General features: G+C 53.2%; 12 protein-coding genes, 1 tRNA gene and 1 pseudogene. All 14 read left to right on the top strand.

From position 1 onward, the window contains the following. A pseudogene (locus ACN0YD_RS15135) lies at positions 1-78 on the top strand (elongation factor Tu); the annotation flags it as partial. A gap of 159 nt (positions 79-237) precedes the next feature. Further along, a tRNA-Trp gene (locus ACN0YD_RS15130) sits at positions 238-313 on the top strand. Positions 314-383: 70 nt separating this feature from the next. Beyond that, a complete protein-coding gene (gene secE / locus ACN0YD_RS15125; RefSeq protein WP_417321237.1) occupies positions 384-581 on the top strand; it encodes a preprotein translocase subunit SecE in 198 nt (65 codons plus the stop codon). A 2-nt stretch (positions 582-583) separates the two neighbouring features. Continuing rightward, positions 584-1,120 carry a transcription termination/antitermination protein NusG gene (gene nusG / locus ACN0YD_RS15120; RefSeq protein ID WP_417321235.1) on the top strand — a complete coding sequence of 179 codons (537 nt, stop codon included), beginning with the start codon at positions 584-586 and terminating at the stop codon, positions 1,118-1,120. 208 nt (positions 1,121-1,328) lie between these two features. Beyond that, entirely contained in the window at positions 1,329-1,757 is a 429-nt protein-coding gene (rplK, locus tag ACN0YD_RS15115) for a 50S ribosomal protein L11 (protein ID WP_417321233.1), read from the top strand. 4 nt (positions 1,758-1,761) lie between these two features. Next, entirely contained in the window at positions 1,762-2,460 is a 699-nt protein-coding gene (gene rplA / locus ACN0YD_RS15110; protein ID WP_417321232.1) for a 50S ribosomal protein L1, read from the top strand. A gap of 334 nt (positions 2,461-2,794) precedes the next feature. Continuing rightward, positions 2,795-3,304 carry a 50S ribosomal protein L10 gene (gene rplJ / locus ACN0YD_RS15105; RefSeq protein WP_417321230.1) on the top strand — a complete coding sequence of 170 codons (510 nt, stop codon included), beginning with the start codon at positions 2,795-2,797 and terminating at the stop codon, positions 3,302-3,304. Between the two features lie 50 nt (positions 3,305-3,354). Continuing rightward, positions 3,355-3,729 carry a 50S ribosomal protein L7/L12 gene (gene rplL / locus ACN0YD_RS15100; protein WP_139937778.1) on the top strand — a complete coding sequence of 125 codons (375 nt, stop codon included), beginning with the start codon at positions 3,355-3,357 and terminating at the stop codon, positions 3,727-3,729. Positions 3,730-4,018: 289 nt separating this feature from the next. After that, positions 4,019-8,116 (top strand): DNA-directed RNA polymerase subunit beta, encoded by a 4,098-nt coding sequence (rpoB, locus tag ACN0YD_RS15095; protein WP_417321228.1) that lies wholly within the window; start codon positions 4,019-4,021, stop codon positions 8,114-8,116. A 31-nt stretch (positions 8,117-8,147) separates the two neighbouring features. Continuing rightward, positions 8,148-12,341: a DNA-directed RNA polymerase subunit beta' gene (rpoC, locus tag ACN0YD_RS15090; protein WP_417321226.1), complete on the top strand. Its 4,194-nt coding sequence runs from the start codon at positions 8,148-8,150 to the stop codon at positions 12,339-12,341. Positions 12,342-12,727: 386 nt separating this feature from the next. After that, positions 12,728-13,099, top strand: coding sequence for a 30S ribosomal protein S12 (gene rpsL / locus ACN0YD_RS15085; protein ID WP_139937775.1), 372 nt, complete (start codon positions 12,728-12,730; stop codon positions 13,097-13,099). Positions 13,100-13,124: 25 nt separating this feature from the next. Next, the gene (gene rpsG / locus ACN0YD_RS15080) at positions 13,125-13,595 is read left to right on the top strand and encodes a 30S ribosomal protein S7 (protein ID WP_417321223.1); all 471 of its coding nucleotides are present in this window, start codon (positions 13,125-13,127) and stop codon (positions 13,593-13,595) included. A gap of 25 nt (positions 13,596-13,620) precedes the next feature. Next, positions 13,621-15,702, top strand: coding sequence for an elongation factor G (gene fusA / locus ACN0YD_RS15075; protein ID WP_417321221.1), 2,082 nt, complete (start codon positions 13,621-13,623; stop codon positions 15,700-15,702). A 72-nt stretch (positions 15,703-15,774) separates the two neighbouring features. Then, on the top strand, positions 15,775-15,849 hold a 75-nt coding region (locus ACN0YD_RS15070), incomplete at its 3' end, for a hypothetical protein (RefSeq protein WP_417321239.1).

Below are 15,849 nucleotides of genomic sequence, written 5' to 3'. Positions count from 1 at the left end.
GACGAAGGTCTGCGTTTCGCCATCCGTGAAGGCGGTCGTACCGTCGGCGCCGGCGTCGTCGCCTCAATCATCGAATAATTCCTGAATAATTTTCAGGCGTGCGGGGCGGATTTCAGTCCGCCCCGATTGCGTTCAGGCGGTATGGTTGTAAAAAAGCCGCCGCAACTTTTTTGATACGGGTCCAATTTTCGCATTGCACTTGGCGGGGGCCCGTTTTATAACGTGCGACACGATTGAAGGAGTGTAGCTCAGTTGGTAGAGCACCGGTCTCCAAAACCGGGTGTCGGGGGTTCGAATCCCTCCACTCCTGCCATTTCGTTGAAAACGAGCGGCGAGCATCGGGGGCGAGCTGCCCCTCGACAAAAAAGAAACGGATAAGTAAAATGTCAAAAACCAGTCCTGCACAATTTGTCCGGCAAGTCCGGCAGGAGGTTTCCAAGGTAACCTGGCCGGCGCGCAAGGAAACCATGATTACCACTGTAATGGTCTTTATCATGGCCTCGGTTATGGCAGCCTTTTTCTTTTTGGTCGACTTGGGTCTGTCCAACATTGTGTCGCTGATTTTGGGTCTTGGAGGATAAGCATGTCGTCTCGTGCAAAATGGTATATTATTCAGGCCTATTCCGGTTTCGAAAAGAAGGTTGCCCAGAGCGTGCAGGACCAGGCCGTTCAGCAGGGGCTTGATGCCCTGATCGAACAGGTGATCGTTCCCACAGAGGAAGTGGTGGAGGTCAAGCGCGGCCAGAAGGTAACGTCCGAACGCAAGTTCTTCCCGGGGTATGTGTTGGCGAAAATGATCATGAATGACCAGACATATCATCTGATCAAAAACACGCCAAAAGTTTCCGGCTTCCTGGGGGCTGGCGGAAAGCCCTCTCCGATTACCGAAAAAGAGGCGGAGCGCATCCTTCATCAGGTTGAGGAAGGTGTGGAGCGTCCGCGTCCCTCCATCTCCTATGAAATCGGGGAAGAGGTCAAGGTTATCGATGGTCCGTTCACCTCTTTCACAGGTATTGTCGAGGATGTGGACGAGGAGAAATCCCGCCTCAAGGTTTCCGTCTCCATTTTCGGCCGGGCAACCCCGGTGGAACTGGAATATACCCAGGTGGAAAAAGGCTAGAAAAAGGTCTGGTGTTTTTACCATTGGGCTGTTATAAGCCGGACTTTCATGAGTCGAATTTTTGTTAATGCGGCTCTGTATTCTCGAAAATCCCGTAGAAATAAAGGCTTTTCGAGAAAGTGTGGGAGGTCAGCCATGGCCGGACCACGCCCCTTAACGGACTTTCCTCGCGGAAAGTTTATTTTTTGAATTTGTCAAAGGGACTACAATGGCAAAGAAAATTGAAGGTTACATCAAATTGCAGATCCCTGCGGGCGCTGCAAATCCGTCACCGCCGATCGGTACTGCACTCGGTCAGCGCGGTGTAAATATCATGGAATTCTGTAAAGCTTTTAACGCGTCCACAGAGAGCTTGGAAAAAGGGATGCCGATCCCGACTCTCATTACTGTGTTCCAGGATAAAAGTTTTACATTCGAGACTAAGGCGCCGCCGGCTTCATTCCTTATTATGAAGGCAGCCGGTATTAAAAAGGGCTCCTCCACCCCGGGTCGTGAAGTCGTTGCGACAATTTCTTCCGACAAGGTTCGGGAAATTGCCGATACGAAAATGAAAGACCTGAACGCCAATACGATTGAGGCGGCCATGGAGATTATCAAGGGTACTGCCCGCTCCATGGGCATGAAAGTGGAGGGTTAAGATTATGGCTCGTATTTCCAAGCGCGCAAAAGCTATTCGTGAAGGGTTTAATCCTGACGCTCAGCTGACAATTGAAGATGCCGTTAAGCTGGTAAAAGAAAAAGCGACCGCCAAATTCGACGAAACCGTTGAAATGGCCATTCGTCTGGGGGTTGATCCCCGTCATGCCGACCAGATGGTTCGCGGTATGGTTTCTCTGCCCAACGGTACAGGTAAAAGTGTTCGTGTGGCCGTGTTCGCCCGTGGCGACAAGGCCGAGGCTGCCAAGAAGGCCGGCGCCGACCTGGTTGGTGCGGAAGATCTGATGGAAGCCATTCAGGGCGGTGAAATGAATTTTGACCGTTGTATTGCTACACCCGACATGATGGCTATCGTTGGTCGTCTCGGTAAGGTGCTTGGTCCTCGCGGTCTGATGCCGAACCCGAAACTTGGTACGGTAACCCCGGATGTGGAAGCTGCTGTAAAGGCGGCTAAGGGTGGCCAGGTTGAGTTTCGCGTCGAAAAGGCCGGTATCGTTCATGCCGGTTTCGGCAAGGCGAGTTTCGACGAGAAAGCTCTGGTGGAAAATGCCAGGGCGCTGCTTGACGCATTGCTGAAAGCCAAGCCGTCCGGCGCCAAGGGTGCATACTTGAAGGCTATCTCCATGAGCTCCACAATGGGCCCTGGGGTAAAAGTGGATATCGCCGCGGTATCTGCCGAATAACGGCTGACTAAAGATTTGGTCATCCCGGATCGGGGTGGCCCGCAAGAATTCCGTTGGGTTCGCCTGGCGGAAACTCTGGTCCCTGAAAGAGGCTGTTGCCGAATGAAGGGACCACCTGTCCGAAACTGCAGGTGTCCGGAACTTGAAAAAGGGAAGGGCTTAAGCGCAAGGCCTGCAATAGATGGGAGTGTAGGGGTTCCCTACAGTTTCCGTTTCCGGTCTGATAAGGCCGGATTGGCAGGTATAGTCGGCATGGACTGGTCCATGCCAAAACTCAACTGGCAGAAATCCGACCTTCGGGAAAGATTTTTGCGTAATTGAATTGGAGACGAGAATGGATCGCGCCCAAAAGAAGGAATCAGTTGCCTTCTTGAAGGATGTCTTCAGTAGCGCTGCTACTGTTGTTGTCGTGCGCAACAACGGTCTGAGTGTGGCTGATATGACAAACCTGCGGAACGAAATGCGTGAAGCAGGCGCCAGTCTTAAAGTGGCTAAAAACCGTCTTGCTCGTCTTGCTCTTGAAGGTTCCGAACTGGAATCAATTGGCGAATTTCTGGTTGGTCCGACCGCCCTCGGTTATTCCGATGATCCGGTAGCACCCGCCAAAATTCTGGTAAAATTTGCCAAGAACAACGACGCGCTCGAAGTTCTTGGTGGCGCAATGGGTGAGACAGCCCTTGACGTGAGTGGAGTTAAGGCTCTGGCAGATCTGCCGTCCCTTGACGAGCTTCGCGGCAAGATTGTCGGCCTGCTGCAGGCGCCGGCTGGTATGCTGGCTTCTGTGACCCAGGCGCCTGCCGGTCAGTTGGCTCGTGTGTTTGGTGCCTACGGATCGCAAGGTTAACTGCGAAGGTTTTTGGTTTTAAAGAATTATTTGAATTAAGGAAATGAACAATGGCTGATCTTGAAAAGCTTGTTGATGAACTCTCAACACTGACCGTTCTGGAAGCTGCAGAACTGTCTAAAATGCTCGAAGAAAAATGGGGCGTCTCTGCGGCTGCTCCTGTTGCTGTAGCTGCTGCCGGTGCACCGGCTGGTGGCGAAGCTGCTGAAGAAAAAGACGAGTTTGACGTGGTTCTTACCGCTGCTGGCGATAAGAAAATCAACGTCATTAAAGAAGTCCGTGCCATCACCGGTCTTGGCCTCAAAGAAGCCAAGGAAATGGTTGAAGGTGCGCCGAAGACCGTTAAAGAAGCAGCGCCGAAAGCTGAAGCTGAAGAGCTTAAAGCCAAGCTCGAAGCTGCTGGCGCTTCTGTCGAACTCAAATAGAGTTGGCAATTTTGGGTGGCCGGTTGTCCCTGGAGGGCGACTGGCCATCCGGCCTTTCGGGGCGAATTATCTGTCTGGATGTGATGGGGTTCTGGTAATTCTGGTGGAAAAACAATATATTACCATTGAAATTAAAACAGATTTGGTCCATTTTAAACAGCCGTCTTCAGGATGCTTTTCTGAAGCGGTTTCTGCCGTCTAGATAGATAATTTATTTTATCACTCTGATTTTAAATGCCAAGGCATTGATGTTAGAGGTTTTTTTTAAATACTGTGGCGAGGATTCAGCATGGCGACTTCCTATTCCAGTCGTAAAAAAGTTCGCAAAAATTTCGGACGTATTACAGAAGTGGCGGAGATGCCGAACCTGATTAAGGTGCAGGTAAGCTCCTATGATCAGTTTCTGCAGACGGATATTCCTCTTGAAGATCGTACCAATGACGGTCTGCAGGGTGTGTTCAAGTCTGTTTTTCCGATCACCGATTTTGCGGAGACAGCTTCCCTGGAATTTGTTTCCTATGAGCTGGAAAAGCCGAAGTATGACGTGGAGGAGTGCCAGCAGAGGGATATGACCTATGCCGCGCCCCTGCGTGTGACTCTTCGCCTGATCGTTTTCGAAGTTGACGAAGAAACAGAAGCCCGGTCCGTCCTGGACATCAAGGAACAGGACGTCTACATGGGGGATCTGCCCCTGATGACCGACAATGGTACTTTTGTGGTCAACGGTACGGAACGTGTGATCGTCAGCCAGATGCACCGCTCGCCGGGTGTGTTCTTTGATCATGACAAGGGTAAAACACACTCTTCCGGTAAATTCCTGTTTGCCGCCCGGGTGATCCCTTACCGTGGTTCCTGGCTTGATTTTGAATTTGATGCCAAGGATATTGTCCATGTGCGCATCGACCGTCGCCGTAAAATGCCGGCAACGACGCTGATGTATGCTCTCGGCATGTCTTCCGAGGAGATCCTCGACTTTTTCTATGACACCGCTACTTACAAGCGCAGCAAGTCAGGCTGGATCGTGCCTTTTGATCCTGCGAACTGGCGCGGCGTCAAGCCGGCTTTCGATCTGGTTGATGCCTCCAACGGCGAAGTTGTTGTCGAAGCTGGCAAAAAAGTTACACCCCGTCTGGCCAACAAGCTGGCCAAAGACGGCCTGAAAGAGCTGCTGCTGCCGAGCGAAGAGCTGATCGGTCGTTTTGCTGCCGAGGATATGGTCAACGGCAAAACCGGTGAAATCTATATCGAGGCCGGTGAGGAGATCACCGAAGATCACCTGCAGGCCTTTGAGGATGCCGGATACAAGGAAATCGTTACCCTTGATATCGATCACGTCAACGTGGGGCCCTATATTCGCAACACCATGATGGGTGACAAATGCGAGAACGAGGAAATGGCGCTGTCCGAAATCTATCGTGTCATGCGCCCCGGCGAGCCGCCGACCCGCGAGACTGCCGATGCCCTGTTCCATGGCCTGTTCTTTGATGGGGAGCGCTATGACCTGTCTTCTGTAGGGCGTGTGAAAATGAATATGCGCCTCGGTCTCGATGCGGAAGACAATGTCCGTGTTCTGCGCAAGGAAGACATTCTGAAAATTCTGAAGACCCTGATGGAGCTGAAGGATGGCAAGGGCAATGTGGACGATATCGACCACCTTGGCAACCGCCGTGTCCGTTCTGTTGGTGAACTGATGGAAAACCAGTACCGGATCGGCTTGCTGCGTATGGAGCGCGCCATCCGCGAGCGGATGAGCAGCATCGATATCGATACTGTCATGCCGCACGACCTGGTGAACGCCAAGCCTGCGGTTGCCGCCGTGCGCGAGTTTTTCGGTTCTTCCCAGCTCAGCCAGTTTATGGACCAGACCAACCCGCTCAGCGAAATTACGCACAAGCGTCGTCTGTCTGCCCTGGGCCCGGGCGGTCTGACCCGTGAGCGTGCAGGCTTCGAAGTGCGCGATGTGCATACGACCCATTATGGCCGTATCTGTCCGATTGAGACACCGGAAGGACCGAATATTGGTCTGATCAACTCTCTGGCTACTTTCGCCAAGGTCAATAAATACGGCTTTATCGAAACTCCCTACCGCAAGGTTGTGGACGGCAAGGTAACACGCGATGTGATTTATCTGTCCGCCATGGAAGAAGAGCAATATACCGTCGCCCAGGCCAATACAGAGCTCAACGACGATGCGACCTTTGCCAGCGAACTGATCGATTGCCGCGAGGCCGGTGAACATCACCTGAAGACACCGGAGCAGGTCGACCTGATGGACGTGTCTCCGAAACAGGTGGTTTCCGTTGCTGCCGCACTCATTCCGTTCCTGGAAAACGATGACGCCAACCGTGCGCTTATGGGCTCGAACATGCAGCGTCAGGCTGTACCTCTGGTGCGGGCTGAATCGCCGTTTGTCGGTACCGGCATGGAGCGGGTTGTAGCCCGTGATTCCGGTGCTGCCATTGTCGCCGATCGCGCCGGTATTGTGGATCAGGTTGATGCCACTCGTATCGTTGTGCGGGTGACCGAGGAAGTTGAACCGGGCGCCTCCGGTGTGGATATCTACACCCTGCGCAAGTTCCAGCGTTCCAACCAGAACACCTGCATTAACCAGCGCCCGCTGGTGAAGGTGGGGGATGTCCTGAATCGCGGTGACGTAATTGCCGATGGTCCGTCTACGGATATGGGTGAACTGGCTCTTGGCCGGAACGTGCTGGTGGCCTTCATGCCCTGGAACGGTTACAACTTCGAGGATTCCATCCTGATTTCCGAGCGGATCGTGAAGGACGACGTCTTTACATCTATCCATATCGAGGAATTTGAGGTGATGGCCCGTGACACCAAGCTTGGTCCGGAAGAAATCACCCGTGATATTCCCAACGTGGGTGAGGAAGGCCTTCGGAACCTTGACGAAGCCGGTATCGTATATATCGGTGCCGAGGTTCATCCGGGTGACATCATGGTCGGTAAAATTACACCGAAGGGCGAAAGCCCGATGACACCGGAAGAAAAACTCCTGCGCGCCATCTTCGGCGAGAAAGCCGCTGACGTTCGTGATACGTCACTGCGTCTGCCGCCGGGTGTTGCCGGTACTGTCGTGGAGGTCCGGGTATTCAACCGTCACGGGATCGACAAGGACGAGCGTGCCATCGCCATCGAGCGCGAGGAAATCGAGCGTCTGTCCAAGGACCGTGAAGACGAACAGAACATTCTCGACCGCAATATCTATGCCCGTCTGAAGCCGATGCTTCTGGGCAATGTGATCACCAGCGGCCCGAAAGAGGTCTCCAAAGGCGAAAATGTTACCGAGGAACTCCTGGATGGTCTCAGCCGTGGTCTGTGGTGGCAGATTGCTGTGGATGACGAGAAAACCATGGAAGATGTGGACAGCCTCCACAAACAGTTCGAGGAAGCTCGTGATCGTCTGCGTGCCCGTTTCGAAGAGAAAATCGAGAAACTGCAGCGCGGTGACGAACTGCTGCCTGGCGTTCTGAAAATGGTCAAGGTCTTCGTGGCTGTGAAGCGTAAGCTGCAGCCCGGTGACAAGATGGCCGGACGTCACGGAAACAAAGGTGTTATTTCCCGTATTCTGCCGGCGGAAGACATGCCGTATCTGGAAGACGGAACACCGGTTGATATCGTACTGAACCCGCTGGGTGTGCCGTCACGTATGAACGTGGGGCAGATTCTGGAAACCCATCTGGGCTGGGCCTCCCGTGGTCTCGGCGTTCAGATTTCCCAGATGCTGGATGATGTCAATTCCGATACGTCTGCCAAGGCAAAATCCCTGCGCGACAAGTTCAAGTCCGTTTACGGCAAGGACCAGTTCAAACAGGAAATCAGTTCTCTGGATGACGAGGATGTGGTTGGTCTGGCCGGTTACCTGCGTAACGGTGTGCCGATGGCGACCCCGGTTTTCGACGGTGCCGATGAAAAGGATGTTGTCGACATGCTGGAAATGGCCGGTCTTGACGGTTCCGGACAGGTTGACCTGTATGACGGCCGTACCGGCGAGAAATTCGACCGTAAAGTGACGGTGGGCTATATTTACATGCTCAAACTGCATCACTTGGTCGATGACAAGATCCATGCCCGGTCCATTGGTCCGTACAGCCTTGTCACGCAGCAGCCGCTGGGCGGTAAGGCCCAGTTCGGTGGTCAGCGTTTCGGGGAAATGGAGGTCTGGGCCCTTCAGGCTTACGGCGCCGCCTATACCCTGCAGGAGATGCTGACTGTCAAGTCTGATGATGTGAGCGGACGTACCAAGGTATATGAAGCCATTGTCCGCGGTGACGACAGCTTCGAGGCCGGCATTCCGGAATCCTTCAACGTTCTTGTGAAAGAGATGAAATCTCTCTGCCTGAATGTTGAACTTATCAATAATCCCTAAGAGCGGACGAGATTTAGGAGAATATTAGGTTATGAGCCAGGAAATTATGAATTTCTTCAACCCGGCTGCGAAACCGGAGACTTTTGATAACATCAAAATCTCCATTGCAAGTCCGGAACAGATCCGCTCTTGGTCTTTTGGTGAGATCAAAAAACCGGAAACCATCAACTACCGGACCTTCAAGCCGGAAAAAGATGGTCTTTTCTGTGCCCGCATTTTTGGTCCGATCAAGGACTATGAGTGTCTCTGCGGCAAATACAAGCGGATGAAATACCGCGGTATTACCTGTGAGAAATGTGGTGTGGAAGTTACCCTGAGCAAGGTTCGTCGTGACCGCATGGGTCATATCGACCTTGCTGCGCCGGTTGCTCACATCTGGTTCCTGAAATCCCTTCCGAGCCGTATCGGCCTGATGCTCGATATGACCCTGAAGGATCTGGAGCGGGTTCTTTATTTCGAGAACTATATCGTTGTTGAACCCGGCCTGACGTCGCTGAAAATGAAACAGCTGATGTCCGAGGATGAATATTACCGGGCCCAGGACGAGTACGGTGAAGACAGCTTTACAGCCGGGATCGGCGCGGAAGCCATCAAGATTCTGCTTGAGAATGTGGACCTTGAGGCTGAGCGTGAAGACCTGCGTCGTGAACTGGCGGAAACCAAATCCGAACTGAAACCGAAGAAAATCGTCAAGCGCCTGAAGGTGATTGAAGGGTTCCTGGAATCCGGCAACCACCCGTCCTGGATGATCCTGGATGTACTGCCGGTTATTCCGCCGGAACTTCGTCCGCTGGTGCCCCTGGATGGTGGCCGTTTTGCCACCTCCGACCTCAATGACCTGTATCGCCGTGTGATCAACAGGAACAACCGTCTGAAGCGCCTGATGGAGCTGCGCGCGCCCGATATTATCGTGCGTAACGAAAAGCGTATGCTGCAGGAAGCTGTTGACGCCCTGTTTGACAATGGCCGTCGTGGCCGGGTAATCACCGGTGCCAACAAGCGTCCGCTGAAATCCCTGTCCGATATGCTCAAGGGTAAGCAGGGACGTTTCCGTCAGAACCTGCTGGGTAAGCGTGTTGACTATTCCGGCCGTTCTGTAATCGTGGTGGGGCCGGAACTGCTGTTGCATCAATGTGGATTGCCGAAGAAAATGGCGCTCGAGCTGTTCAAGCCGTTCATTTATGCACGGCTCGACAAACTCGGTATTGCGACAACAATCAAGCAGGCCAAGAAGCTTGTGGAGAAAGAGCGTCGCGAAGTCTGGGACGTTCTGGACACCGTAATCCGTGAACATCCGATCATGCTGAACCGTGCGCCGACCCTGCACCGTCTCGGTATCCAGGCTTTCGAGCCGGTTCTGATCGAGGGCAAGGCCATCCAGCTTCATCCGCTGGTCTGTGCCGCCTTTAACGCCGACTTCGATGGTGACCAGATGGCTGTGCATGTGCCGCTGTCTCTGGAAGCCCAGCTCGAGGCCCGCGTATTGATGATGTCCACCAACAACATCCTCAGCCCGTCAAACGGCAAGCCGATTATCGTACCGTCACAGGATATCGTCCTTGGTCTCTATTATATGACCTCCGAGAAAGTGGGCGAGCCTGGCGAAGGCATGGTCTTCGGTAACATGGAAGAGATGGAGCAGGCGCTGTTCAACAAAGTGATCACCCTGCATTCCAAAATCAAAGCCCGTTACAATACGGTCGATGAAAATGGTGACCCGGTATCCCTGGTGGTGGAAAGTACTGCCGGCCGGATGATGTTGGCCCAGTATCTGCCGAAACACCCGAATGTTTCCTTCGATCTGATCAACCGTCAGCTGACCAAGAAGGAAATTTCCCAGGTGATTGACGTGGTCTATCGCCATGCCGGTCAGAAGGACACGGTTCTGTTTGCGGATGGAATCATGCGGCTTGGCTTCCGTGAAGCCTGTAAAGCCGGTATTTCCTTCGGTAAGGACGACATGGTGATCCCTGACGCCAAGGAAGACCTGATCAATACCACTTCCGATGAAGTCAAGGAGTATGAAGCCCAGTATAATGCCGGTCTGATTACCCAGGGCGAAAAATACAACAAGGTTGTGGATGCCTGGTCCCAATGTACGGACCGTGTGGCCGATGCCATGATGGCGGAAATTTCACAGACTGGTGTGGACCCGGATACCGGCCGCTCCCGTGAAATCAACTCCATCTATATGATGGCTCACTCCGGTGCCCGTGGTTCTGCCGCCCAGATGAAACAGCTGGCCGGTATGCGCGGCCTGATGGCCAAGCCGTCCGGTGAGATCATCGAGACGCCGATTATTTCCAACTTCAAGGAAGGCCTCAGCGTTCTGGAATACTTTAATTCCACCCACGGTGCCCGTAAGGGTCTTGCCGATACGGCGCTGAAAACCGCCAACTCCGGTTATCTGACCCGTCGCCTTGTGGACGTGGCGCAGGATTGCGTTATTGTCGAGCAGGATTGCGGTACCCAGACCGGTATTGACATCAGCGAAGTAGAAGAGGGCGGCGACGTGATCGTTTCTCTCGGCGACCGTATCCTCGGCCGCTGTGCAGCAGTCGATGTGATTGACCCGGTCAGTGAGAAAACGGTTGTGGAAGCCGGGACCTATCTTGACGAGAATGTTGTTGAGCAGATTGAAAATGCCGGCATCGCCACAGTCAAGGTTCGCTCTGTTCTGACCTGTGAATCCAAAACCGGTGCCTGTGCCAAATGTTACGGACGTGACCTGGCGCGCGGTATTCCCGTGAACCTCGGTGAGGCAGTTGGTGTTATTGCTGCCCAGTCCATTGGTGAGCCGGGTACACAGCTGACCATGCGGACCTTCCATATCGGTGGTGCGGCGTCTTCCGTTTCCGAGCAGTCCTCCATCGAGGCTTCTCATGACGGCAAGATCAAACTGGCGAACCGCAATGTGGTGACTGATTCCAAAGGTCGCCTGATTGTCATGAACCGGAACACCGAACTGACTATTCTTGATGAAGAAGGTCGCGAGCGTGTCACGCACAAGGTACCTTACGGTGCCCACCTTATTCATGATGAAGGTGCCGAGATCAAGCATGGCGACAAGCTCGTTGAGTGGGATCCCTATACGCTGCCGATCATCACTGAAAAAGGTGGTATCGTCCGCTATGTGGATCTGATCGAAGGTGTGTCCATCAGCGAGAAGACCGACGAAGCAACCGGTATTTCCAGCAAGGTGGTTATCGACTGGCGTTCCCAGCCCAAAGGGGCGGACCTGCGTCCACGCATCACCCTGCGTGATGCTGACGACCAGGTTGTGGAACTGGCTAACGGCACCGAGGCCCGCTATTTCATGTCCGTGGGGGCAATTCTGTCCGTCAATGACGGTGCGGAAGTGCATGCCGGTGACGTGGTGGCCCGTATTCCGAGGGAAGCTTCCAAAACCAAGGACATCACCGGTGGTCTGCCCCGCGTGGCAGAGCTGTTTGAAGCCCGCCGTCCGAAAGAGCATGCCATCATCGCCGACATCGACGGTTATGTGGAATTCGGTCGCGACTATAAAAACAAGCGTCGCATCGCCATCCGCCCGGCCGAGGAAGATGCCGAACCGGTTGAATATCTGATCCCGAAAGGAAAGCATATTTCCGTTCAGGAAGGCGACTTCATCCGCCGCGGTGAATATCTCATCGACGGTAACCCGGCGCCGCATGATATTCTGAAAACCATGGGTATCGAGGCCCTGGCCAACTATCTGGTCAACGAGGTGCAGGAAGTTTACCGCCTGCAGGGTGTGGGCATCAACGACAAGCATATCGAAGTAATTGTGCGTCAGATGCTGCAGAAAGTGGAAATCACCTCACCGGGTGAAACCACCTTCCTGCTGGGTGAACAGGTGGATCGTCTGGAATTCGAAGAACAGAATGCCAAAATGGAAAAAGAAGGCCGCCTGCCTGCCAAGGGCGAGCCGCTCCTGCTTGGTATTACGAAAGCTTCGCTGCAGACCAGGTCCTTTATTTCCGCCGCCTCCTTCCAGGAGACAACAAGGGTTCTTACCGAAGCTGCGGTTTCCGGCAAGCACGACACCCTGAACGGTCTGAAGGAAAATGTGATCGTGGGTCGTCTGATCCCGGCTGGTACCGGATCGACCATGAATCGCCTGCGCCGTGTTGCGCAGATGCGTGATGCGGAAACCATCGGAGCAGAAGAGTCCCGCAGTGAGCCTCTTCCGCTGGAGGATGCCGACTCAGCACCTGCTGAATAGTGCCCGGGGAGGGGAATTCATCGGCGATATGCCGATCGGCCCTCTCTTTGGTGAGGAAAATTGAAATAAAATTTTAAGAACAGAGGCCGGTCTTCCCGAAAGTATGGGAAAACCGGCCTTTTTCTCTTAAAAGGCGCTTCTGTGAAAAGCCTGTTAAATTTTCCTTGACTGTGAATATAAGCGCTCATAGTATGCGCACACTCTTTGAGGGGCAGGTGGTAGGCCAATATCAGCCTAAACGCTGCGCCTAAGATACTCAGAGACTGGAAATTTTGGATTTGACCGAACAGCCGGAGCAGGGGTGACCTCTGCTCTATTGCTTTTTTCACAAAAAGCGGTGGCTGTTTGTCTTGTTGTACGAACAGAAAACGACTTAAGGATTTAATATGCCGACAGTTAACCAGTTGGTACGTAAACCGCGCAAGAAACCGGCCGCCCGTAACAAGGTGCCAGCCCTGCAGGCATGTCCGCAGAAAAGGGGTGTTTGTACCCGCGTTTACACAACAACACCGAAGAAGCCTAACTCAGCCCTGCGTAAAGTTGCCCGTGTGCGTCTGACCAACGGTTTTGAGGTTACCAGTTATATCCCGGGTGAGGGCCACAACCTGCAGGAACACGCCGTTGTGCTGATCCGCGGCGGTCGTGTGAAAGACCTTCCCGGTGTTCGTTATCACGTCCTGAGGGGTGTTCTGGATACACAGGGTGTGTCCGATCGTCGTCAGGGTCGTTCTAAATATGGTGCAAAACGTCCTAAATAAGGACCTGCTGCTAAGGAATTGAGATATGTCGCGTCGTCACGCTGCTGAAAAACGTAAAGTACTGCCGGATCCCAAGTTCGGGGATATCGTGCTGACCAAATTCATGAACAACCTGATGGTTGATGGCAAGAAGTCCGTGGCCGAGAGGATCGTCTACGGTGCTCTTGATCTCGTGCAGGCTAAAACCGGTCAGGAGCCGCTGGAAGTATTCCACCAGGCTCTGGACAACGTGAAGCCGGCGGTTGAGGTTCGCTCCCGTCGTGTTGGTGGTGCCACCTATCAGGTGCCGGTTGAGGTTCGTACCGAGCGTGCGCAGGCCCTGGCGATCCGCTGGATGATCGAAATGTCTCGCAAGCGCAGTGAGAACACCATGACCGAGCGTCTCGGTGGCGAGCTGCTTGATGCACTGAACAACCGTGGTGCTTCCGTTAAGAAGCGCGAAGATACTCACCGTATGGCAGAAGCCAACAAGGCTTTCTCCCATTATCGCTGGTAGTAGCTGGATTTAGGGAATTTGTAAGATGGCACGCACAACTCCACTCGAGAAATATCGCAATATCGGTATTATGGCCCATATTGATGCGGGTAAGACAACCACTACTGAACGTATCCTGTTCTATACAGGCGTGAGCCATAAAATCGGCGAAGTTCATGACGGTGCAGCAACCATGGACTGGATGGAGCAGGAGCAGGAGCGTGGCATTACCATCACCTCTGCGGCGACCACTTGTTTCTGGAATGATCACCGCATCAATATTATTGATACTCCCGGCCACGTGGATTTCACCATTGAAGTAGAACGTTCGCTCCGTGTTCTTGACGGGGCGGTTGCTGTTTTTGACTCTGTGGCGGGTGTTGAGCCCCAGTCCGAGACTGTGTGGCGCCAGGCCGACAAATACAACGTGCCGCGTATGTGCTTCGTGAACAAGATGGATCGTATGGGGGCTGACTTCTACCGTTGCGTGGAAATGATCAAGGATCGTCTTGGTTCCGTGCCGCTGGTGACTCAACTGCCGATCGGCGCCGAAGCTGAATTTGAAGGCATGGTTGACCTGCTGAAAATGAAAGCCATCGTCTGGGACGACGAGAGCATGGGTGCCAATTATGTTGAAAAAGACATTCCGGCCGACATGCAGGATGATTGTGAAACCTATCGCATGGAAATGATCGAAACTGTGGTCGAGCAGGACGAGAATGTCATGGAACAGTATCTGGAAGGCAATGAGCCCGACATGGATACGATCAAAAGGCTGATCCGTAAAGGTACGCTTGACGGTGATTTTGTTCCGGTTCTTTGCGGTACGGCCTTCAAGAACAAGGGTGTTCAGCCGCTGCTGGATGCTGTTGTTGACTTCATGCCGTCTCCGACAGACGTTGAGGCCATTAAGGGTGTTGATGTGGACGATCCTGAAAAGGAAATGGTTCGCAAGTCCTCCGACGACGAGCCGTTCTCTGCGCTGGCCTTTAAAATCATGAACGACCCGTTCGTGGGAACGCTGACTTTCTGCCGGGTTTATTCCGGTGTTCTGGAGACCGGAACCCAGGTTCTGAACTCTGTTAAGGGCAAAAAAGAAAAAGTCGGTCGTATGCTTCAGATGCACTCCAACTCACGTGAGGACATCAAGGAAGCCCGCGCCGGTGATATCGTGGCTATTTGTGGCCTGAAAGAGACCACAACAGGTGATACTCTCTGTGCCAACAACAAGCCGGTTATTCTGGAGCGTATGGAATTCCCCGAGCCGGTGATTTCCGTTGCTGTGGAGCCGAAGACCAAAGCCGACCAGGAGAAAATGGGTGTTGCCCTTAACCGTCTGGCCGCCGAGGATCCGAGTTTCCGCGTGCGTTCCGACGAGGAAAGCGGTCAGACCGTGATTTCCGGTATGGGTGAACTGCACCTGGATATTCTGGTTGATCGCATGAAGCGTGAATTCAAGGTGGAAGCCAATGTGGGTGCTCCGCAGGTGGCTTACCGCGAATCCATCGCTCGTGAAATCGAAGTTGATTACACGCATAAGAAACAGTCCGGTGGTTCCGGTCAGTTCGGTCGTGTGAAAATGGTTGTTACCCCCGGTGAGCGTGGCTCAGGGATCGAGTTCAAGGACGAGATCAAGGGTGGTAACATTCCACGGGAATATATCCCCGGTGTTGAAAAAGGTATCAAAGATATTGCAGAGAGCGGCGCACTGATCGGCTTCCCGATCATCGACTTCTCTGTTCGTCTGATTGATGGCGCCTACCATGACGTTGACTCCTCTGTGCTGGCTTTCGAGATTGCCGGTCGCGGTGCCATGCGTCAGGCTGCCAAGGATGCCGGCATCAAACTGCTTGAGCCGATGATGAAGGTTGAAGTGGTGACACCGGAAGAATATATGGGTGATGTGATTGGTGATCTCAATTCACGTCGCGGCCAGGTTGCGGGGACTGAAACTCGTGGTCCGGCACAGGTGATTACTGCGATGGTGCCGCTGGCCAACATGTTTGGTTATGTGAACCAGTTGCGGTCATTTACTCAGGGTCGTGCTCAGTATTCCATGCAGTTCGATCATTATGCCGAGGTTCCCAACAATGTTGCTGAGGAAGTCAAGGCAAAGTACGCATCATAAATTTTAACGAAGCTAACTTTTCCCGTGAGGATAGAACGGGGCGCTTGAATATAAGTGAGAAGGTAAAAGAAAATGTCAAAAGAGAAGTTTGAACGCACGAAGCCGCACTGCAATATCGGCACGATTGGTCACGTTGACCATGGTAAG

Origin of the sequence: Emcibacter sp. (genome assembly GCF_048269205.1) — a bacterium.
Classification (GTDB): Bacteria; Pseudomonadota; Alphaproteobacteria; order Sphingomonadales; family Emcibacteraceae; genus Emcibacter.
The sequence above is the reverse complement of the archived record's forward strand: the minus strand, read 5'-3'. Positions and strand labels throughout refer to the sequence as shown.

Excerpts from the sequence above, each read along its gene's own strand:
- rplK (WP_417321233.1), top strand. The coding sequence starts at position 1,329 with ATGGCAAAGAAAATTGAAGGTTACATCAAATTGCAGATCCCTGCGGGC.
- nusG (WP_417321235.1), top strand. The coding sequence starts at position 584 with ATGTCGTCTCGTGCAAAATGGTATATTATTCAGGCCTATTCCGGTTTC.
- rpoB (WP_417321228.1), top strand. The coding sequence starts at position 4,019 with ATGGCGACTTCCTATTCCAGTCGTAAAAAAGTTCGCAAAAATTTCGGA.
- rplA (WP_417321232.1), top strand. The coding sequence starts at position 1,762 with ATGGCTCGTATTTCCAAGCGCGCAAAAGCTATTCGTGAAGGGTTTAAT.
- rplL (WP_139937778.1), top strand. The coding sequence starts at position 3,355 with ATGGCTGATCTTGAAAAGCTTGTTGATGAACTCTCAACACTGACCGTT.
- fusA (WP_417321221.1), top strand. The coding sequence starts at position 13,621 with ATGGCACGCACAACTCCACTCGAGAAATATCGCAATATCGGTATTATG.
- rpoC (WP_417321226.1), top strand. The coding sequence starts at position 8,148 with ATGAGCCAGGAAATTATGAATTTCTTCAACCCGGCTGCGAAACCGGAG.
- rplJ (WP_417321230.1), top strand. The coding sequence starts at position 2,795 with ATGGATCGCGCCCAAAAGAAGGAATCAGTTGCCTTCTTGAAGGATGTC.
- rpsL (WP_139937775.1), top strand. The coding sequence starts at position 12,728 with ATGCCGACAGTTAACCAGTTGGTACGTAAACCGCGCAAGAAACCGGCC.
- rpsG (WP_417321223.1), top strand. The coding sequence starts at position 13,125 with ATGTCGCGTCGTCACGCTGCTGAAAAACGTAAAGTACTGCCGGATCCC.
- secE (WP_417321237.1), top strand. The coding sequence starts at position 384 with ATGTCAAAAACCAGTCCTGCACAATTTGTCCGGCAAGTCCGGCAGGAG.